Raw genomic sequence first — 20,500 nt, forward strand, 5'->3', positions numbered from 1 at the left:
TCCACCGACGTCTCCACACGAGACGCCCCACTCAACCGCTCCAGCACAACATTGCCACTCGGACGAGTCTCATCACTCGGACTCGGCACTGGACCAGGCACGATTGGTGAACCAGGTGAACCGGATGGCGGTGGGGTAACCGGTGCCGTTTCATCATGGGTAATGGGGGCGGTATCAACGGTGAACACGCAGGCCTCTCCTAGGGATGCCCACTTGTTTTCCGTATCACCAAGGGTGCTATTGATAGCTACTCGAACGGTAACGTCCTCACCATCAGCCACATGATTCTTTAAGGCTGACAGATCAAGCAGTCCGTTATCGTTAATCCGATGGGCTGCAATCAGTTCGGTTTCTTGGCCGTTCTTGACCAATGACACCTTCACTTCATTCAATTTACCGTTTGCTCCACTAGGACGTGGGGTCAACACCAACGCTTCGATCCCAGCCTTGTAGACAAACCCAAAATCAAGATTTAGAGGGAAGGTCAATGGTGGTTGGCTGTTATACGGGGTGTGCCACAGGGTATTGGGATCACCGTCAAACATCTTGGACGGTTCCTCACCTGGTTGGAATGGAATCACCGCTTCATTCTTCAAGCTCAATCCGGTAGCTGAACAACTCGCCGGCTGTTGGTTTGGCAATAGCTTGAACATGGCCGTCAACCCACCACGAAGGGAACGCCCGTTGCCAAGGTCAATTGTTGCCGTTACCGGAACAGCTCCTTCATTTTGGAGTGCACCTACTTCAGCAACTGCTTCAACACGAACGGTTTGATTTGGTTCAATACGTGGCACAGTGACCGCAGGTGTACGCCAGGTCCAACCTGGAATCGGATCAGGACGCAATACCGCGTTGTCAATCGGTGTTGATTCATGATTGGTGACGGTGAAGTTCATCTTGAGCACGCCGCGTTGGGCGTCACGGTCTTCACCGGAGACGTCAACAAGTGGAATACCAAGCCAGTCCCAAGAGATCTGCATGTAATGGATAGGCACATTCGTGTAGCCGGTGAGTGATGTTGGCCGTTCATACAAAATCCCGTACTTACCTTCGATGAGGGTTCCGTCAGGATTGCGAAGGTTTGTAATGGTCGAGTAGGCCATGCTGTCAGGCTGGAACTGCTTGCTCGCCGACCATGTCTTGCCATTATCAAGTGACACGGAAACATGCCCGTTCACACGGCTCGATGTGCTCTTTGCATTCGTAAACAGCAGCACCTTGGACTTTAAGGATCCTGGAGGCGCATCAGGGAAGGCTCGAATGATGCTTGCGTTATTCCTTGGGTCAATGAGATCGGTTTGAACTGTCGGGGCGCTATACGTCTGCCCACCATCTTTGGAAATGGCGACGAGACGCGCTCGGATACTTGATGATGAACGGGAATTCACCATCAGATCACCGTTTTCTAGTTCGACAACCTTATTTTCATCCATGCCTGTGCCAAAAGGCTGGCCGGCTTGCCATGTTTGACCATGGTCATCTGAGTACACCGAGACGGCTTGCAAAGCGCCACTGCCATTAATGATGGTGTACTGCTGTACCAAGCGGCCCTTATGAGGTGCGTGCTGTTTTTGGATGCCCTCACCGGATGCGGCAAACCGGCTTCTCCAGCTTGGATCAGGTGTAATGGCTTGGGTGATAACAGTCGGTGTGGTCCATGTTTCACCATTGTCAGATGACTCCATTACCGCAGCGTGCAAGACATTCCGATCGTTCGGATCAGTACCCGCACGAGAACCACCGAAGCCCTGGTTAAATGACTTCACAAAGAACATGAAGATTTTCTTGGACTCATGGTCAACGACATAGGACGGGTCGGAGTACCCGTATTTGTCCGTGCCTGCCTTGCCTTCAGCGACAATGTGTACCGGACTCCAGGAACGGCCACCATCCTTAGAGATGCGTTGCACTATGGAGTTAGGATTTGGGGCATCGCCACAGCCAGGAGGACGACCGTCCCAGGCAGCTAAGAGCCACCCATTCGGGGCCGTTGTCAGGGCAGGAATACGCGGGCAATCAAACCCACCCGTATGCCGAGTAGCAAGAATGATGGACTCACCATCAACCCGGTCGGTTGGCGTTTCCAACGGATCTCGCCGTGTCCCAGTGCTCACGGTGACCGGCGTTCCAGTAGAAGCCGTACCATTTTGGATAAGGTTCTTACCATCACGGTCACTCGTCGCTTTGAACGTGACTGACGGGGTAAAGGACCCCTTGGTAACGTCTTGATCTGTGACCCGATAGGACAGGGTATGGCACTCAAATGAAGCATTTGCCGCGACCTTATCCCACCGGCAATTCTTTGTATTGGTAGTGAGTACACCTTGAAGGTTTGAGGCACTTGGGAATGCTACAACTGCTTCATTGCGATTGTTCTGAACCCTGATTCTCCACGCCAGAACATCATCTTTGTATACCTTGTCACCAAGGGTGTCGGTACGGGTCCACGTAATCGTGAACGGTTCCCCGCTTGCTGGGGGTGGCGGTGGGGTGTTTGAAAGAGCGATGGGTGCCCCAGCAATCTCTTGACCCTGGACCAGAACGTTTTGACCAGTCGCATCTTTTATATCAAAGCGCAGGCGAGGAATGAACGCTCCTGCGGTTACCTCATCTTGTGTAACAACATGCTTGACATCAGGACAGGGGAAGGACTGTCCAGCTCCTAATTTGCGCCAACGACACCGAGGCGCGAAATTCGTTAAATTTGAATCGCCTGGTTCTACCCAAATAGTTTCACTATTGGGATTCGTGACCTTAAGCTCAAAAACAAGTTCTGTTCCCGCAGTCACAGGAGTAGTTGTAGCACTACGGGTAATAGTGACGGTTACGGGAGAAAGGGCTGTGGGAGCCGTTATGCCTGGCCCCGTTCCGGTTCCCCCCTGAGCAATTGCAGGCGTACCTGCAAGTCCGGTCACCAGCATTGCCGTTGATGACAATGCGGCGATCATTGTGCCCGCCTTCAAACGAAAGGCGGAGCGTCGTTTGGACGTGGCGTCCATTGAACCTCCTCTAAAACTGTCACCTCGTAACAGTTCCACTTGGTGAGACATCAGACCTTTTTGTCTGATCACCACTGTGAAGGAAAGGTAAGGAAAAGTCAAAATTCTTCACTGAGAGATTCAAATTGCAACACAAGATTCACATAGCGTAGTGAGCACCATTTCTCGTATTCGTGCTGCTCACAAGCATGACACTTGGTGCCTCATCAAGATACTCAGACTATTGCAGCCCCTGCCGATGAAATGCCTTGGAAATGACTGCTGCCACGGATCGGCGGCAACCTTACCAACGGATTGGATAGAGGAGCACATTCAAAGGGTTCTACGTGAGCTTAAGTAAGCGCATCAGCCAAGTGGCCATTCCCGCTGGGGTCGTGGGCATCATTGTGATGCTCGTTATCCCCATGCCACCAATGCTGATTGACCTATTTCTTACGATCAATATCAGCGTTTCAATGCTCATTTTGCTTATCAGCATGAGTGTGGCACGCCCACTCGATTTTGCGCTCTTCCCCACGTTGCTATTAGTAATGACCCTGTTTCGTCTGGCATTAAATATGTCCACAACCCGCGGCATCTTGCTCAACGGTTACGCCGGAGAGGTGGTTGAGGGTTTCGGCAATTTCGTTATCGGGGGCAACCTCGTCGTTGGCCTTATTATCTTCCTCATTTTGGTGATCGTGCAGTTTATGGTGATCACGAACGGGGCCGGACGTGTAGCCGAAGTAGGAGCACGATTCACCCTTGATGCCATGCCGGGTAAACAGATGGCCATTGATGCTGATTTAAACGCTGGCCTCATTGATGAAGCAACCGCCCGCAAACGTCGTGAAGAAGTTGCCGCGGAAGCTGATTTTCATGGGGCCATGGACGGGGCCAGCAAGTTTGTGAAAGGTGATGCCCTCGCCGGGCTCATCATCACTGCAATCAACCTCGTTGGCGGCCTGGGTATTGGTATCGTCATGCAAGGCCTCGAGCCAACTGAAGCCATCCAGACCTACAGCCTGCTCACTATCGGTGACGGATTGTGTAGCCAGATTCCAGCCCTGCTCATTTCTATTGCAAGCGGCATTATCGTGACCCGTTCCACAACTGACGGCGATATGGGTACTGACGTACTGATTCAGTTTTCCCGTCAGGCAGGACCATTAAAAATCGGTGGCGTCGCCATCATCCTGATGGGTCTTGTACCGGGCCTGCCAACCATTCCGTTCATGGTCGTTGGGGCAGCTATGTTCATTGGCGCAACCCAGCTCCCAGACCCCAATGAAGCAAAGCGCTTGGCTGAAGAAAAGAAAGCTGAAGCCGAAGCCGCTGAAGCAGCAGCCCAAGAACACATTGACACCAACAGCCCAGAAGCCATCCTCAGCGAGGTGCAAGTTGAAGAACTCCAACTTGAAATTGCCTATGATCTCATGGACTTGGTTGATACTAGTCGCGGCGGCGATCTCTTAGATCGCATTAAGGCGCTCCGTCGCAAAATTGCCACCGATATCGGGCTTGTCATTCCACCCGTTCGCACACGCGACAACATGGAGCTCGCGCCTTCAGAATATGTCATCCGGGTTCATGGTGTTGAAATGGGCCGCGGAACTGCACCTGCGGGTCATGTCCTGGTAATTGGTGATGAAGGCAACCCGGAACTAGAAGCTGGTTCAGCAACCACCTCCGATTTAGCCGTTCTGCCCGGGCAGGCTACGACTGAACCCGTGTTTGGATTACCTGCTCGATGGGTTCCCGTGGAATATCGTCAGCAAGCCGAGGTCCTTGGCGCCACGGTGGTTGACCGGTACAGCGTGATCACTACCCACCTTGCTGAGATCGTTCGTGCCAATGCGGGACGACTTCTCAGCCGATCCGGCACAAAGCTCTTAGCTGATTTGGTCAAAGAAATGGCCCCTACGGTGGCAAGCGAACTCGACGCCAGCCAGCTCAATCTGGGTGATGTTCAACGCGTCCTTGCTGAACTATTGGATGAAGGCGTTCCCATCACTGACCTTGTCCGGATATTTGAAACACTCTCTGAGGTGGGGCAAACAACCCGTGATGTTGAGCCACTGGTGGAAAGTGTGCGCACCGCCCTTGGCCCCTCTATTAGTTCGAGCTATTCGACGAATGGCACGTTACCTGTCATTGTGCTTGACCCCATGACGGAGCAAATGTTGAGCGAATCCATTCGTTCTGGCCCGCATGGTTCCTTCCTCATGTTGGACCCGCAGGTGTCTGAGCGGCTTGCCTTAGATGTAGTTGCGGTGTACCAAGAAGCTGAATCACAGGGCATACTGCCTGTGCTTGTATGTGCGCCTAATGCCCGCCAAGCCATGCGACGCTTGATGGTACAAGCCAACCCCAATATCCCCGTGCTGGCCTATTCAGAGCTTGGCTCACATTTAACGATTGAAACCGTAGGAGTGGTGACCATTGGCAACCGTGCAACGGTTTGAGGGACCGTCCCTAGATGATGTGTTGGCCCAAGTGCGACGCGCTTTGGGTGATGACGCTGAGATTATTGAAGCCAACCGGATCAAAGCAACCGGCCGGTTTGGTGGCGATCGCTATGAAGTAAAAGCACGTCGCGCGAAGAAAGGTCAGCGACGTCCAGACCGTCAAGCCGCAGAGTCGCACATCAATCCACAGGGTACGAGCAAAAGTGAGCCGTATCCAGGTGGCCTTGATGATGCCACCGTTCAAGCAGCCATGGACCATGTGCAACAGGTGATGGCTGACCTTGAACGCAAACGTATCGTTGAACGGAACGCCGATGCCCCAGGCCCAACACGTTTGGTTGACCTTGCTGATCAGGTGAGTGATTCACTCCCCCAGCAAGCAGCCGACACTCTCGATAACCCCAAACACGATGACGCAAACCCTGGGTTTGCCCAGCTACTCGCCGATGCTCGATCCCAAGCTCGCGCCAATACCCCCGCCCCCCAGGTGGACTGGCCTGAACTTGAAGCCTACTTAAGCAGTGAGGACCCGGTTGCCCAAGCCAAAGCCGACGCCGAAAGCCACGCAGGAACAGTTGAATGGGAACCACTGGATTGGAGTGCCAAGCGGGTGCGCCAGGCAACACCTGACCCCCAGATTGTTGACTTAGATTCAGTTGAAGAAATCCTCAGTGAGGACCCCCAAGATGGAGCAGAATCAGATCTTGCTGACGAGATAATCGTTGATTCAGCAGACACCCCTGTCGTTGAGCCAGACGATCAGTTGGCAAGTGCTCACTCGGCGTTTGATTCACTCGATGAGCCTGTGGAAGCTGTGGTCGACCAAGCGCACCAACGTGATGCATCACCAGACCTAACCCAGGATGCTGGGCAGGTTGATGAGCCAGCCACTCTTGACGCCCAGCCGCTTCAACCGATACCTAGTGCGCAAGCAAAAGACGATGTATTCAACGATATTGCCTCCTCGTCGGCTGCGGCTACTCCTCCGTCAACGGACGTTCAGGCCGTCCATGAAGCTATAGCCCCTGCATTGCTATTCAGCCATGGCAGCGAGGGTTCAGCCGAAGAACCGCTCCACGACGAAACGCTACCCCATGACGATGATGCGGTTGAGGACGACGCACCTACTCAGGCAGGGTGGGTGGACGCCAACAGGCCGTTTATGGGACTGTGGACGGATGAAGCCGATGGTGAAGAGTCAGGTTGGTTTGAAACCGAATCAGAAGAACAATCCGGTGATGGGTATGCAACCTTGCGCAATCACCGCTTGGTTGAGTGGCTCAGCCGCAATGACCTCACCCCGGAAGCACTCCACCGTGCCCTTGAAGGCTTACCGCAACCTGAGCACATACCACCTGGTCCTGGGCTCATTATTGCCGTTGTTGGTGAGGGGCCCCTTGTCCTCCCCTTGGCCCGCCGTATGGCGACGGAACTCGGTGCCGATCCCGTAAAAACAGTGCTGGCCAGTGAACACCGTTCTCACGCAAGCGTGCCAGATAATTGTCGTATCTCTAATGGAGATGAAGCCGCACTCGACCGGCGGGCATGGCGACGGCGATCAGAAGCGACCCTCGTGGCCGTCGATACATCAACCAGTTTGGCGACCAATGCCCAAGACTGGGCGTATGGCATCCTTGAGGCTCTCCAACCGCACCAGGTCATTGCACTCGTTGATGCAGCCCGGAAAACCGAAGATGTGGCCCGTTGGATTGCGGATCTCGGTGGCGTCGATTCAATCGCATTAACGGGGTTAGAAGAGACCGTAAGCCCCCATGCCATATTGGAATTAGGCATTCCAGTTGCTCGACTTGGAACTCGCCAAGCAAGCCCCGCAGCCTGGACTGATTTATTGCGTAATCGACGGGAGCCAGTGCAATGAGCTACCCAGAACCACGAACCCCGTTAACCGTGGTGACGAATGATGGCTACCGGAAAGCAAGCACCCTAACGGCTACCGAAGATGAGATTGAAGTCTTGTGGGGTGAAGACCCCTCTGGTATCGAGGGTGAGATCATTGTGCGATGGTCAGCAGGTGCCGCCTTATATGAAGCACCCTGCATGCGCAATGACAATGCCATCACTCGGTCAACCCTTTCTGTTTGTGGCAATGTGCGACGCATACAGCGCCGTGATGCATTCCGTGTACCCATTGATATGCGTGTGACGATCGAAGGTGAAGAACTATCCGCAACGGGTATTTCTGGTGATATCAGTGAAGGTGGAATTTCCATTTTTGTGCGAAATACTCGTGATTTAGCGCATAATGAAGTTATTCAGTGTTCTTTTACGTTGAATGAGAAATCATTTATTACCAAAGCCAAGGTAATTAGAACAGATGAAGTCGTGCGTGGAACACGTGTGGCCTTGAGCTGGGTTGACCCTTCGTCCCAAATGATGGATACGATCCGAAAAGCCGTCTTTGATGCTCAGCTTCGACCGGGATTTAGACAATGAACCCCCACTACCGAATGCCGATTATTTTGATTGGGTCGCTATTGATGGTTTCACCATTGATGGGAGCATTTATCAATGGCGTTATAGATTTACCGGATTTTTTGTTACGCTATTTATTAGCATTGCTTTTTTGCACTCTCGCCGTTTGGATTATTTCAACTGTGTATGAGGGATACCAACGGGCAAATGATTACGCCGCTAAGGCAGAGATGCAACGGCTTCGCATAGAAGAAGCTGAACGTGCCGCCGAGCAAGCCCGCATAGAGCGAAAGGCACAAATTGAAGAAATTGCCAAAGAAATAGACTCCAAACATTTGGAAACAAATGAATAAGGCTTATCCTTTTTCAGAGTAGGCTTAAGCCACGTTGACTACCAAGAAAGAGTGATTGTGTTAGTCCTGACGCGCCGGACAAATGAAAAAATCCGAATTGGAGACAATGTCGTCCTCACGATTTTAGAGGTACGTGGTGATCAGGTGCGTCTCGGTATTGAGGCACCTCGCGCAGTTTCTGTTCACCGAGAAGAGGTGTGGGTGGAGCTTCAAGCCCAGAACCTCGCTGCGGCTAGCCCTTCTCAAGAGCAAATGGATAAGTTGTCATCGCAGTTAGCGCAGGCCTCTGGCCAAACCCAAGGTGACCACGAATAAAAAAGGTAGTGCGCGAGTATTTCTTGTACAATTGCAGGACAACAAACCCGTAGCGGTGTCCATCTCTCGTTATACCCGCTCGGAGACTTATCAAGACGTCAAGGGCATTGCGGTTCCCAGTGCTGGTCACTTCGGTTCCCCTTCCCTATACGGCTAGCTTCGGTTAGTCGAGTGGTCAACCCACTCTGAGACGTTGCGTATGAGGGATGGACGCCGGTGCGGGTTTTGTCGTGTCCAGAGATGCAACGAATGCCGCAATGATAAGAAGCTGCTTCAAAAAAAGGGCCAGCTGGTGCTGGCCCTTGCTTATGTAGGTTACTAGTCGTCAAATAAACCAAGATTCATGGCTGCGGCGACGGCGGCAGTTCGATTACGCGCACCAAGCCGATCAAAGACTTCTTGACAGTGAGCCTTTACCGTTCGTTCAGTGACCCCAAGTTCTGCGGCGATTTCTGGGTTCGTTAACCCGTCTTTCAAATACCCCAGGACTTGGTTCTGACGTGGACTCAAGATCGGCTTGTCAACTGCCGACTCAAGCTCAACGACATCAGTATCATCATCGCCGCTCAATGACGAGCTACGATCTTCAAACCGAGCTTCGACCTGCCCAAAACGAACGATATCGCCGTGCTTGAGTGCAGCCGAACCTTCAATCTGCTCACCGTTGATAAAGGTGCCGCCTGTTGACTTTAAATCCTGGATAAGTACCGCACCCGCCTGGCGACGAATGGTTGCATGAGCCCTACTCACGTGAGGGTCATCCAATACCAAGTCACATGTGGAGCGGCGGCCAAGGACCAATTCATCGGCGTCCAGAACCATTACACGCCCAGACAATGGCCCATCGGTAGTAACTACCAGCATGGGTAAGGGTGTGAGCCGTTTAGCTGGACCAACCATAGTTTCTCCGTTCTCTAGTCAAAGTGACTAAGCAACAAGTCTAACCCCATCTGTCTTACGACCTGCAAACTGCATACAGCACAGTGCCTCTGCGCTCAAGACACCTCGTTGCCTACGTTTCAGGTGAACGCAGGGTTATCGCTGGCGCATTGGCCGTCGAGGAGACTGGGTTCGTTTAGATGCCAAGGACCGTGCTCGGCTGACAATCAACGCACCCCACGCAAATAACAGCAGGGCAAGTATGAGGCCACCAATGATAATGAACCAGTTGCGTCCACCTTTGGCGAATGTCACCTGCGCTTGGGCTTGTTGGCCGGGCGAAACCGTCACTACAACTTCTTGTTGGCCATCGGGATTATTCTCATCCACAGGAACGGTTGGCACAGTCGCGGTCTCCAGATCAGTACTTGATCGAATAACCACTTCATTGGTCAACGCTGTACCGTGCGTTTGAATTAGGGTTGCTGCATCAGTGAACCCATAGGCACGTGCAGCTTCATCACTAACTTCAAATGGGACGAGCGCATCAACGGTGAAGTTTTTTTCACCTTCGGCGATTGTGTACGTACCCACCAGCCGGAAACCATTGGTATTTAATCCTTCTTCAATCTGTTTTATCCGCTGGGTAAGTTCATCCGCAGAATTAAATGGCGCAGTCAATGTGACTGATTTGAGTTGAGAAGAATCAAAACGTTCTGACGTTGCTTTCCAGCCATCACCCAAACTATTAGCCCGCTCAAGGGCAACAGCGAGTGGGTCTGCACTATTCTTGGCAGCTAAGTTGGCTAATTCCTCATCGACGGTTGCCGTAATAGAGATCTCACCACTTCCATTACGAGAAAAATCAATGAGTGTCCGAACGTTGGCCTGGCAGGCACAAAGTAGGATGCTGAGACTAAGTAGGGCTAAGAGCCGCGCAATACGAATCACAATGAACGAGATATTACCCCTCAAGGAGCACTAATGGCCGAAGGCAGAACTGTCAAACGGCCAATTGGTGAATGGCTTGTTGCCGAGGGATTGATTACAAGGCCTCAGTTAGAAGAGGCATTAGCAAATCGGCAGACAATTGATGGGCGCCGTGAACGTATCGGTGAATCCCTTGAACGCCTCGGTTTTGTGGGCCCCAGTGATGTTGCCCGCGTGGTTGCAAAACAGCTTGGTTTGCAATTCGTTGATGCTTCCATGCCAGAACCTCAAGAAGGTGCGGCACAACTCATTCCAGAGCAATTAGCTCGTCGCCACAACATCGTTCCATTGGGAAGTGAGGGTGATGGCACGCTCATCGTCCTCACCAATGACCCAACGGACATTGTGGCTATGGACGACGTTCGGTTGAGCGCCGGTGCCCGTCGCCTCCGTGCCGTGGTCACACCAAAACGTCGTATCCTTGACGCCCTTCGTCGGGTATACGCCGGTTCTGGTGCCGATTCGTCACTCATCAGCGAGCTCCAAGAAAGTTCAAAAGACACCCAAGTTGATACCGAAATCACGGAAGTAGTTGAAGACTCCGCACCCGTTGTGCGGCTAGCTCAACAAATCATTCGCGATGCCTTAAATCTTGGCGCAAGCGATATCCACGTTGAACCAAGTCGAACAGAAACACGTATTCGATACCGTATCGACGGTGTGTTGCGTGAAATGATGGTTGTACCCAACACGGTCCACCCCGCCTTGGTTAGCCGCCTCAAACTCACGGCCAATATGGATATTGCCGAACGGCGCCGTCCCCAAGATGGCCGTGCAACGTACAAGAGCCAAAACGAAGAAGTGGACTTACGTGTTTCGACATTGCCGCTGATGTACGGCGAAAAGGTCGTTATGCGTCTGTTGCGCAAGAGTGCTGAACGTTTGGATTTGCGTGATATCGGTATGACCGATGAGCAGTATGAAAACGTTATTGACGCTATCGAGCGCCCACAGGGACTGTGTTTGATTACCGGTCCAACAGGTTCTGGTAAGACCTCCACCCTGTATTCCTTCTTGGGGTACCTCAGTGACAGCGAACACAACCTGATCACGATTGAAGATCCGGTTGAATATGAACTGGATGGTGTGAACCAAACTCAGGTGAATGCCCGTATCGGATTCACCTTTGCCAGCGCCTTACGTACGGTGTTGCGTCAGGACCCGGATATTGTCATGGTTGGTGAGATTCGTGACCAGGAGACGGCTGAAATGGCCCTTCAGGCTTCACTGACGGGCCACATGGTGTTCTCGACCCTGCACACCAACGATGCGCCAGGTGCGATCACTCGTCTCGCTGATATCGGTATTGCTGAGTATTTGATTGCATCAAGTCTGACTCTGTGTGTGGCCCAGCGCCTTGGCCGCCGTATCTGCTCAGACTGCACCGAACCGGCAAAACCCAGCGAAAAAGAGTTGAAGCGTCTCAATCTGCCACGCGAAGTGATTGAAAAAGCCAACTGGCGCCGTGGTCGTGGTTGTTCAACGTGCGGGCAAACCGGGTATAAGGGTCGTATCGCATTCTTAGAGATTTTGATTGTCGATAAAGGCTTGAAGGATGCCCTCATGTCAAGCGCCGGTGAACAAGCTATCAGAATGGCCGCTTATAACAGTGGTATGAAGAGCTTGCGTCAAGATGCCATTTCAAAGGCTATGGCTGGCATTACTACCCTGGAAGAAGCCTTCCGTGTGACCCCTGCTGATTTAGAGAACAGCTAAACCCTTTAGCAATTTAGATAGACCTAGTAGGACGGGCTAGACCATGTGGTCTAGCCCGTCCTACTAGCTGGTATCAGTGCTGCTGATCCACCAGCACAGTTAGGCCAACGGTAACTGCCCACCCACAATGGACTTTTTCTTAGCCCGCAAACGCATAGCTATCTCCATGAAACGTGTTGCTGCGAGGGAATCCGGTTCAGCGAGAGTGATAGGGGTGCCGGCATCCCCACCTTCACGTAAGCGCGGATCAATCGGTAAGCTTGCCCACAGCTCGGTATCTAAGAATTCAGCTAACGCTTCACCGCCACCTGATCCAAAAATGTCGTATTCAACGCCGGTGTCAGGGGCTACAAAGGTAGCCATATTTTCGATGACCCCAATGACATTCATACCTGTGTCCTTGGTGATGATGCCTGCGCGTTGAGCAACCTTTTGGGCTGCAGCTTGTGGGGTTGTTACCACAAGCATGTCAGCGTTGGGAATCAGTTGGGCCATAGACAGGGCAATATCACCTGTTCCTGGCGGCAAATCAATGAGGAGTACGTCAAGGTCACCCCAATGCACATCAGTCAAGAACTGTTGTAAGGCACGGTGAAGCATTGGGCCTCGCCAGACAACAGGCTTATCGGGGTCAGTAAAGAAGCCAATAGACATGACCTTTACGTCATGACCAAGCAGGGGCATCACCATGCCTTCGAACTGAACAGGTTGACCGGTCACACCCAACATGCGGGGTATGGAGTACCCCCATACATCAGCGTCAAGTACACCGACCTTGGCCCCTTGTTTTGCTAGAGCTACCGCAAGATTTGCGGTCACACTAGATTTACCAACCCCACCTTTTCCACTGGCAATGGCAATAACATGGGTAGGGCTATCCGCTTGGGCAAAGGGAACTTGTGCCTCATTACCGCCCCCCAGATTGCCTTGACGTGACTGGTTGATCCCCCGCTTTTCACGGATGAGTTCACCAACCTTGGTGCGCTGTTCATCATTCATCGCGCTCATACCAACTCTGAGTGCGGTAATCCCTTCCACTTGCTGGACAGCTTGGCTGATATCTCGATTAATACGATCTTTCATCGGGCAGCCAGCGACCGTGAGCAGTACGTGTACGGTCACTTCGCCATCTTGTAACTCGACGTCTTGGACCATTCCAAGATCTGTGATTGGCATCCCAATTTCAGGATCCATCACCGTCGAGAGAACCTCATAAATCTGGTCAACATTCGGTGCGGGTGTTGTGGACATATTTTCTCCTGAATGGATGATTGCCTCAGGCTTGTGTGGTGCCTGGGATCGAGTGATCAGCGGCATTTATTACCGTACCTAGCCAGAACCCAACTGCCCACCCTGCTGCAATATCGGCAGGGTGATGTACGCCAAGTCCCACGCGGGTAAGCCCAACCCAAGCCGGCAGTATGGCCCAAATCCAACGGCGCGACGGGCGCGTGTGTGCTGCACTGACGGTGGCCATTGCGGCACTCGTAATGGCGTGTCCGCTAGGCATGGACGACCCCATAGGTGGGTTAATGAGGCGAAACGCATTGTCGTTTTCGTACGGACGGGGGCGCTGGGTGCGTGTTTTCAGCCAACTCCCTAATTCCCAACCAACCAGCCCGGTGGAGAGCAATTTGACGGCGGTGCGTGGACGACCCTGGCTGTGAAGGAGTACTGCTGCGCCAATGGCGGTGTACAGCGAGCCCCAATCAGTTGTTCGACGCATCGCTACCGTTACGGGAGCAAAGCGTTGAACAGCCCGAATCGTCCGCCCCACGGCGCGGTCAGCGCGGTCCACATAATGAAGATTGAGAGATTCACGCAAGGCCATACGCACAGCCTATGTGGTCGGTCAAGGCACGGGCCACAAGGTAAAGTTCCATGCGACTTAACGCAGATGAGCGAGCAAACCACACGGGACAACAAAAGCTGGCTAGAGTGCCATCCATGGATCAATCAATTCCCAATCTTGTTAGTACGTCCGATGACCCGCTGAAGGCGGGGACCGATGTTCTTATCATTCCCGTAGGTGGCCCGGAATCCCGTGGTGCCATCTATGACTCGGTCAATGCAGCTTGTGATGCGGAGCTTGATAAGACGCTCGATGCCTTAGGCTTTACGAAAGCAACGGCGAATACGGTGACCCAAACCCTCGTTCATGACATGGTGATCATGCTCGTTGGACTTGGGGATCAACCCGACCTAGAGGCGTATCGGATGGCTGTGGGCTCGGCCATCCAACAGGTTCCAGAAGGTAAGCGCGTGGCCGTTGCTGCTGGCGATGAGCCGGTTATCGCTGGTGCCATTGCCGAAGGTGCGGTGTTAGGTGCCTACCACTTTGATCGGTACCGCAATGTTGAGCAAGAACGCCTTGATGAGATTGTTATCGTCACTAAGGCGAGTGCAGCCGTGGAGCGTGCCGATGTGATGGCAACGGCTACCGCCTTGGCCCGCAACCTTGTTAACACACCACCGGCCAATAAACGGCCAGAAGATTTAGCCGACACCATTGCTGGGTTGTTGAAAGACAACAATGTCTCGGTAACGATTCGTGATCAAGCATGGCTCGAAGCCCACGACGGGAACGGGTTATTGGCTGTTTGCCGCGGTTCAGAACATGAACCACGACTTGTTGAGCTTGACTACAATCCTGCGGGTGCGGAACGCCACGTTGTCCTTGTTGGGAAGGGCATCACCTTTGATACGGGTGGTATCAACCTCAAACCCTCTCAAGGTATGGCGGATATGAAGAGCGATATGGCTGGTACCGCTGTGGTCACTGCCGTGATGAGTGCTCTTGCGGCTTTGGACGTAAAGGTACGCGTGACCGGGTTCTGCACCATTGCTGAAAATATGCCTTCAGGAACCGCACAGCGCCCTAGTGACGTCATCACCATGATGAATGGGAAAACCGTCGAGGTTGGCAACACAGATGCAGAAGGCCGATTGGTTATGGCTGACGGGCTCGTACTTGGCAGCCGTATGAAACCTGACGTGATCATCGACTTGGCTACCTTGACCGGTGCCCAAATTGTTGTTGCTGGTATGGAAATCGCCTGTGTGATGGGGACGGCTGATGTGGCGATGGATGAGTTTGAAGAAGCCGCTGAAACTGAAGGCGAAGAATACATCCGACTCCCCTTACCCAAACGCTATGCAACGGGGTTAAAGTCCAATATCGCCGATATGAATAACATCTCCGGTGCTGGCTTTGGGGCCGGTACGATCATGGCAGGTATGTTCCTGGCTGAGTTCGTCGAAGAGGATACCCCTTGGTTCCATGTGGACTTTGCGGGGCCATCTTTCCGTGATTCCGTATCTGGCTACCTCAGCCCAGGTGGAACCGGTTTTGGGGTTCGTTCCCTCCTCGCCTGGCTTGAAACCGGCAATATCCCCCCACGCGCGTAACCAGTATTCGTTGCATGTTGCTGACATCGGTGTGAGACCCTTGTCAGCAACGTAGTCGACTGCATGAATAGAGCCATCAACCGGAACCATGTTGATGCACCCTAATAGGCACGACTCGTGATGAGTCGTGCCTATTTCAACGTTGGGATGCGTTATTGCACCCCCATGAGATAACCGTGTTATGCGTTAGCGCGCCAGACGGCACCAAGGAGGCCACGGCCAACTGGGAGCAAGAACACCTGGAAGTCAGGGTTTTCTGCAACAAGATCATTGAATTGACGCATCGCATCAACCTGTAGGCCGGCTTCTGATGGGTCAGCAATCTTGCCATCCGCAAGCGCCCCGTGGGCAACGAGGAGTCCACCTGGCTTTAGCAAGCGAATCCCGTGTTCAAGGTACTCCGGGTACTCAACCGGATCGGCATCAAGGAACACGATGTCATAGGAATCATCAGCCAGTTTCGGCAACATGCTTAGTGCCGGACCTAATAGGCTTCGTACACGAGAGGCTTGCCCAGCTTCGCCATAGGCTTGTTGGCTCAAATTTTGGTGGTCTGAATCACTCTCGATCGTGGTCAAGATGCCTTTATTGTCCATGCCCCCAAGGAACCACAAACCGCTGTAGCCGCCGCCACTACCCACCTCGACAACACTGCGGGCCTTCACGGCGCGGGCAAGGAAGCGCAAGAAGGCACCCGTTTCGGCGCTTACCGCATCAATATCGTTTTCTTCGGATCGGGCTCGTGCCGCACGCAGCGGCTCATCCTCAGCCTCAATCAAGGTGGACATATACGCAGCAAGTTGGGGATTGTGAACCATTGGCACGATGCTAGCGCGTTCATGTTCAAACCTGAAATTACCTTGCTGAACAAGTCCAACCACCTTGTTTGTTTTTGTCGGGGTGGCGACCACCGTACTCCTTGTGCTACATTCATTTTTAGACCGACCGTCGGTATAATTTTTAGGAGCAAGGAGGAGCAACAATGACGATGAGCGCGGGGGAACGACGACGCCACGAAATCATGGACGCCGCCCATCAATGCTTCATTTCAAAGGGATACCAAGCGACAACCATCGATGACATTTTGACCGCAACTGGCATCGCCAAAGGAACCCTCTACTACCACTTCCCCGGTAAAGAAGACATCATGCACGCCATCATTGATCGTGTTGTACAAACGATCGTCACCCGTGCAAGGGCAGTAGCGGACAGCCCAGTCCCACCCCAAGAGAAAATTGAACCCTTTATTCTGAGTGCCCGCGTCCAAGGCGAAGATGCCTCATTGATCGGACAGTTCCACACCCCTGGCAATGCCGAGTTCCATGTGCTTTCAATCACCGCAACGGTACGGGCCTTGGCACCGATCCTTGCCGAGATCATTACCGAAGGAAACGAATCCGGTAGCTTTGCGACGGCCTTCCCACAAGAAACCGCAGAACTAATACTGACCAGTGCCTTCATGTTGACTGATCAAGGGTTCTTTCCAACCGACGACACCAGGTTTGAACAACGGCTACAAGCCATTCGCCTTGGAATCTGGAAGCTCCTTGGGAGCACCCCACCTCACGAGCCCACGAGGTCATAATCATGCGTTATTTCTACTTATTGTTCACCGGCGCCCTGATCACATCGATCGGCACAGGCATGACCACCTTTGCCCTGAGTGTGGATGCCTTCCAGACTTATGGTACCGCTTCTGTCGTAGCGGCAATTCAATTGGCTGGCTTTGCACCCCTTGTGCTCACGACACCCATCGCTGGCGTATTGGCTGACCGATTTGATCGGCGCATCTTGATGATCATTGGTGATGGCGGCTCAATGCTCGGCCTTGCCTTGGTGCTGTGGAATGTCACCCAGCCAGACCCCCAGCTATCGGTCACCTTAGTTGGTCTTGTCTTGTCATCGTTACTCGCTGGTTGTACGGAACCTGCGCTGCGTGCCACGGTGAGTGATGTGGTGCCACCCACCCACTACCAACGCAGTTCAGGACTTCTCCAGATCGCCGCGTCATCAAAGTTTTTACTCTCACCAATCATGGCAGCTGGCCTTTTAGCAATCGCGGGTCTTCCCAGTGTGCTAGTGCTTGATATGAGCACCTGCATTATTACCGTTGGTTGTACCATCCTGGTTCGTCGGGCTATCGGTACCAAAACGGTCAGCGGTAACCACGACTCAATTCGGGCTGAGCTGCTCGGCGGCTATCACATCATCACCCAAACCCAACCGGTATGGACGGTCGTAATGATCTTTACCGCACTTATTGTTGTGCTGGGTGGGCTCCAAACACTGTTTAAGCCGATACTGCTCCCCCTCACCAGTGTCTCAATGGAATCTATCGCTGAAAGCATCTCAGCAACTGGACTTATTGCGGGTGGTGCCGTTGTCTCCATCCTTTCCAATAAGTCGCCTTGGCGCTTGATTAGTCTTGGTGCCGGACTCATTGGGGTGGGCATGCTGCTCTTACCACTCGTTCCTCATCCAGCCTGGATCACCCTGGCGGCATTTGTTGTGTTCTTTGCACTTGCTGTTGTGAATGCAGGTGGCGACGTGGTGGTACGTACCCATATTCCCAATGCATTCCAAGGGCGAGTATGGGGGGTGATCGGCTTCATTTCCCAACTTGGTTTTCTCGTGGCCTACCTCATCACTGGTCCACTTGCAGACCTAGGATTTGAGCCCTTATTGGCACAAGGAGGGCTTCTCGCCAACTCATTGGGTAGTGTTATCGGCTCAGGGCCTGGACGAGGCAGCGCACTGCTTGTCGGTATATCCGGGTTTGGTGCCCTTGGATTAAGCCTGTTGGCCAAACAAGTCGGAGCCGCGCTAGCAACCCGTGCAACCCAGACGGGAACACCGCCACGGGAGAAGCCTGATGACCCGTCGTCCGATACTCTGAATCGTCATCAAGAGGAGTGCTTAGCTGTGACCTCATAGGCTTCATAGGCAAAAGGTTGTTCACATTCACCAATGCTTCAACCACATCGCCACACTGAGATTGACACAAAACCTATGAGAAAAACCCTTGCGACAGCAAGGGTTTTAGATAATTCACGCGCCCCTGGAAGGATTCGAACCTCCGACACCTGGTTCCGGAAACCAGTGCTCTATCCCCTGAGCTACAGGGGCGGTATGCGCCATAATACAGGCGGCTAGAAGGGCTGCCAGAGCCAGTAGTTCCGAACGCACCCTTGGCCACCACCGCGACGAATCACAACGGCATCATCACTGACTCGGTACGACCATCTCATCAACTGCACCGAGTCAGGTCTGGTTTCCATCTACCGTATAGCAGTGGGAGGAAACGAGTTCTTGTTATTCCGTTGGCCCATCTGTAGGCACTGGTGCATCCCCAGCGGGTGCTTCCGCAGGTGCATCAGTTCCTGTAGCTTCAACCGGTGCTTCAGTTGCTGACGCGTCACCAGCCGGTTGGCCACTTTCAACGGCAAGTAAGTCAACCACAAACACGAGCGTGTCATTCGGGGCAATGGCCGGTGTTGGTGATTGGGCACCATACCCCATGTTGGGAGGAATGATAAGGAGGCGACGGCCGTTGACTTTTTGGCCTACCAACCCATCACGCCAGCCAGGGATCACTTGGTCAAGCGGGAACGTAATGGGCTCTCCACGTTCAAAACTCGAATCAAATACCTGACCGCCATTGACCCAGGACACGCCTTTATAGTTCACCGTTACAGTGGCACCAGGCGGTACTTCCTGACCGTCTCCGGGTACCAAATCCTGGATAACCAGGTCGGTTGGTGGTTTCTGCTTCGCATCAAAGATGATGGTGGGGTCTTGACCAAACCCTTCTTTAACAGCAACACCGCTCGTTGCTGCCTCAGAGGACCCACTTGATGCGCCGCCACCAGAACAAGCCGCGAGTGATGCCACAAGGGCACTTGCAAGAATAATGTAACGTAGTTTCATAGGCGCAACGGTACTCGGAAGGCACACTAGACGCCCATGAACCATGCGGACAATACCTCGCCATTCATTCGCTATACCCGCGAAGAATGGGCCAAACTACGCGCGAATACCCCATTAACACTCACCGCGTGCGATGTCGATTCTTTACGGAGCAAAGACGAACCCGTTAACCTTCGTGAGGTTGAAGAGGTATATCTTCCCCTCAGTCGTTTACTCAGCATGTTTGCCACGGCACGTGCCCGATTCCGCGACGATCTCTCTCAATTCACCGGCCGTGTTGCACAAGACGACAAAGTGCCTTGGGTCATTGCCATCGCGGGGAGCGTTTCGGTCGGAAAATCAACGACTGCTCGTCTTTTGCAAGCGCTATTGAGTCGTTGGCCAACAACACCGCACGTTGAATTGGTTACGACCGATGGGTTTTTACGGTCCAACGCTGAACTTGAGTTTCTAGGATTAGAAGCACGCAAAGGTTTTCCAGAGTCCTATGACCAAGTAGGTTTGCTTCGTTTCCTCCAAAGTATGAAGTCAGCCCACCCGGTTGCCAGCGTTCCGGTCTATGACCACAAGATATATGACATTGTTCCAGGAGCAGAACGCATCATTCCCCGATGTGACATTCTGATCTTAGAAGGACTCAACGTACTTCAACCTGCACCCTTGCGTAATAACGGTGGATTAGCGGTGAGTGACTATATTGACTTCAGTATTTATGTTGATGCCAATGAGCATGACCTTGAACGCTGGTTTATCGCACGGTTTGAACGCCACTTAGAAGCAGCGAAACATGATCAAGACAGCTTCTTCAGGCAATGGGTAGACCTCCCTGAAGAAGAAGCGTTGTGGCTAGCAAAAACCGTGTGGAAAGACATCAATTTATTGAACCTGAAAGAGAATATTGAGCCAACTCGCCATCGTGCTAGTTGCGTGTTGACAAAAGGTCCGAATCACAATATCGACTTCATACATGTCCGTCGCTTTTAATTCATCTGTGGCGCAAAAGTTTGGGGCCTAGGCGCCGATAAACAAGCGT

The 20,500-nt window shown here is 52.8% G+C and carries 17 protein-coding genes and 1 tRNA gene; 10 read left to right on the top strand and 8 right to left on the bottom strand.

Annotated features, from left to right (window positions below):
- Window positions 1–2,999: exo-alpha-sialidase (locus tag VCU37_RS09135; protein WP_336250345.1), on the bottom strand; the 2,999-nt coding region annotated here is incomplete at its 3' end.
- A 326-nt stretch (window positions 3,000–3,325) separates the two neighbouring features.
- Here VCU37_RS09135 and flhA point away from each other — a divergent pair.
- Genes flhA through csrA form a run of 5 tightly spaced genes read left to right on the top strand, consistent with a single transcriptional unit; the run spans window position 3,326 to window position 8,547 of the window.
- Window positions 3,326–5,443 (top strand): flagellar biosynthesis protein FlhA, encoded by a 2,118-nt coding sequence (flhA, locus tag VCU37_RS09140; RefSeq protein WP_336250346.1) that lies wholly within the window; start codon window positions 3,326–3,328, stop codon window positions 5,441–5,443.
- A complete protein-coding gene (locus VCU37_RS09145) occupies window positions 5,421–7,325 on the top strand; it encodes a hypothetical protein (RefSeq protein ID WP_336250347.1) in 1,905 nt (634 codons plus the stop codon). The genes flhA and VCU37_RS09145 overlap by 23 nt, the downstream gene beginning before the upstream one ends.
- Window positions 7,322–7,900: a flagellar brake protein gene (locus VCU37_RS09150; RefSeq protein ID WP_336250348.1), complete on the top strand. Its 579-nt coding sequence runs from the start codon at window positions 7,322–7,324 to the stop codon at window positions 7,898–7,900. Before VCU37_RS09145 ends, VCU37_RS09150 begins: the two co-directional genes overlap by 4 nt.
- Before the next feature lie 14 nt (window positions 7,901–7,914).
- Entirely contained in the window at window positions 7,915–8,232 is a 318-nt protein-coding gene (locus VCU37_RS09155) for a hypothetical protein (protein ID WP_336250349.1), read from the top strand.
- Between the two features lie 51 nt (window positions 8,233–8,283).
- Entirely contained in the window at window positions 8,284–8,547 is a 264-nt protein-coding gene (csrA, locus tag VCU37_RS09160) for a carbon storage regulator CsrA (RefSeq protein WP_336250350.1), read from the top strand.
- A 318-nt stretch (window positions 8,548–8,865) separates the two neighbouring features.
- On the opposite strand, the gene VCU37_RS09165 is transcribed toward csrA, so the two are convergent.
- Both VCU37_RS09165 and VCU37_RS09170 read right to left on the bottom strand, forming a co-directional pair.
- On the bottom strand, window positions 8,866–9,447 hold the full coding sequence (locus VCU37_RS09165) for an FHA domain-containing protein (protein WP_336250351.1): 582 nt from the start codon (window positions 9,445–9,447) through the stop codon (window positions 8,866–8,868).
- Between the two features lie 135 nt (window positions 9,448–9,582).
- Window positions 9,583–10,377: a hypothetical protein gene (locus tag VCU37_RS09170; RefSeq protein WP_336250352.1), complete on the bottom strand. Its 795-nt coding sequence runs from the start codon at window positions 10,375–10,377 to the stop codon at window positions 9,583–9,585.
- A gap of 33 nt (window positions 10,378–10,410) precedes the next feature.
- On the opposite strand from VCU37_RS09170, the gene VCU37_RS09175 reads away from it, so the two are divergent.
- The gene (locus tag VCU37_RS09175; RefSeq protein WP_336250353.1) at window positions 10,411–12,132 is read left to right on the top strand and encodes a GspE/PulE family protein; all 1,722 of its coding nucleotides are present in this window, start codon (window positions 10,411–10,413) and stop codon (window positions 12,130–12,132) included.
- A gap of 99 nt (window positions 12,133–12,231) precedes the next feature.
- On the opposite strand, the gene VCU37_RS09180 is transcribed toward VCU37_RS09175, so the two are convergent.
- Complete coding sequence (locus tag VCU37_RS09180; RefSeq protein WP_336250354.1) at window positions 12,232–13,383, bottom strand: Mrp/NBP35 family ATP-binding protein; 1,152 nt, start codon at window positions 13,381–13,383, stop codon at window positions 12,232–12,234.
- 25 nt (window positions 13,384–13,408) lie between these two features.
- Window positions 13,409–13,963 (bottom strand): phosphatase PAP2 family protein, encoded by a 555-nt coding sequence (locus VCU37_RS09185; RefSeq protein WP_336250355.1) that lies wholly within the window; start codon window positions 13,961–13,963, stop codon window positions 13,409–13,411.
- Between the two features lie 50 nt (window positions 13,964–14,013).
- On the opposite strand from VCU37_RS09185, the gene VCU37_RS09190 reads away from it, so the two are divergent.
- Window positions 14,014–15,540 carry a leucyl aminopeptidase gene (locus VCU37_RS09190; protein ID WP_336250356.1) on the top strand — a complete coding sequence of 509 codons (1,527 nt, stop codon included), beginning with the start codon at window positions 14,014–14,016 and terminating at the stop codon, window positions 15,538–15,540.
- A 179-nt stretch (window positions 15,541–15,719) separates the two neighbouring features.
- On the opposite strand, the gene VCU37_RS09195 is transcribed toward VCU37_RS09190, so the two are convergent.
- The gene (locus VCU37_RS09195) at window positions 15,720–16,358 is read right to left on the bottom strand and encodes an O-methyltransferase (RefSeq protein WP_336250357.1); all 639 of its coding nucleotides are present in this window, start codon (window positions 16,356–16,358) and stop codon (window positions 15,720–15,722) included.
- Window positions 16,359–16,522: 164 nt separating this feature from the next.
- Between VCU37_RS09195 and VCU37_RS09200 the strand changes: the two genes are divergently transcribed.
- Together VCU37_RS09200 and VCU37_RS09205 are read left to right on the top strand one after the other, a co-directional pair.
- Entirely contained in the window at window positions 16,523–17,125 is a 603-nt protein-coding gene (locus tag VCU37_RS09200) for a TetR/AcrR family transcriptional regulator (RefSeq protein ID WP_336250358.1), read from the top strand.
- A gap of 2 nt (window positions 17,126–17,127) precedes the next feature.
- Entirely contained in the window at window positions 17,128–18,474 is a 1,347-nt protein-coding gene (locus VCU37_RS09205) for an MFS transporter (protein WP_336250359.1), read from the top strand.
- A 119-nt stretch (window positions 18,475–18,593) separates the two neighbouring features.
- Here the strand turns inward: VCU37_RS09205 and VCU37_RS09210 are convergent.
- Both VCU37_RS09210 and VCU37_RS09215 read right to left on the bottom strand, forming a co-directional pair.
- Window positions 18,594–18,666: transfer RNA gene (locus tag VCU37_RS09210), tRNA-Arg, on the bottom strand.
- Window positions 18,667–18,852: 186 nt separating this feature from the next.
- Entirely contained in the window at window positions 18,853–19,467 is a 615-nt protein-coding gene (locus VCU37_RS09215) for an FKBP-type peptidyl-prolyl cis-trans isomerase (RefSeq protein WP_336250360.1), read from the bottom strand.
- Between the two features lie 36 nt (window positions 19,468–19,503).
- On the opposite strand from VCU37_RS09215, the gene coaA reads away from it, so the two are divergent.
- Entirely contained in the window at window positions 19,504–20,451 is a 948-nt protein-coding gene (coaA, locus tag VCU37_RS09220) for a type I pantothenate kinase (RefSeq protein ID WP_336250361.1), read from the top strand.
- Window positions 20,452–20,500 lie beyond the last annotated feature (49 nt).

The sequence above is a fragment of the Stomatohabitans albus genome (assembly GCF_036336025.1).
Classification (GTDB): domain Bacteria; phylum Actinomycetota; class Nitriliruptoria; order Euzebyales; family Euzebyaceae; genus Stomatohabitans; species Stomatohabitans albus.

Coding starts and splice junctions, on each gene's coding strand:
- VCU37_RS09150 (WP_336250348.1), top strand. CDS start 7,322: ATGAGCTACCCAGAACCACGAACCCCGTTAACCGTGGTGACGAATGAT.
- VCU37_RS09155 (WP_336250349.1), top strand. CDS start 7,915: ATGCCGATTATTTTGATTGGGTCGCTATTGATGGTTTCACCATTGATG.
- VCU37_RS09165 (WP_336250351.1), bottom strand. CDS start 9,447: ATGGTTGGTCCAGCTAAACGGCTCACACCCTTACCCATGCTGGTAGTT.
- VCU37_RS09175 (WP_336250353.1), top strand. CDS start 10,411: ATGGCCGAAGGCAGAACTGTCAAACGGCCAATTGGTGAATGGCTTGTT.
- VCU37_RS09180 (WP_336250354.1), bottom strand. CDS start 13,383: ATGTCCACAACACCCGCACCGAATGTTGACCAGATTTATGAGGTTCTC.
- VCU37_RS09185 (WP_336250355.1), bottom strand. CDS start 13,963: ATGGCCTTGCGTGAATCTCTCAATCTTCATTATGTGGACCGCGCTGAC.
- VCU37_RS09190 (WP_336250356.1), top strand. CDS start 14,014: ATGCGACTTAACGCAGATGAGCGAGCAAACCACACGGGACAACAAAAG.
- VCU37_RS09195 (WP_336250357.1), bottom strand. CDS start 16,358: ATGGTTCACAATCCCCAACTTGCTGCGTATATGTCCACCTTGATTGAG.
- VCU37_RS09200 (WP_336250358.1), top strand. CDS start 16,523: ATGACGATGAGCGCGGGGGAACGACGACGCCACGAAATCATGGACGCC.
- VCU37_RS09205 (WP_336250359.1), top strand. CDS start 17,128: ATGCGTTATTTCTACTTATTGTTCACCGGCGCCCTGATCACATCGATC.
- VCU37_RS09215 (WP_336250360.1), bottom strand. CDS start 19,467: ATGAAACTACGTTACATTATTCTTGCAAGTGCCCTTGTGGCATCACTC.
- coaA (WP_336250361.1), top strand. CDS start 19,504: ATGAACCATGCGGACAATACCTCGCCATTCATTCGCTATACCCGCGAA.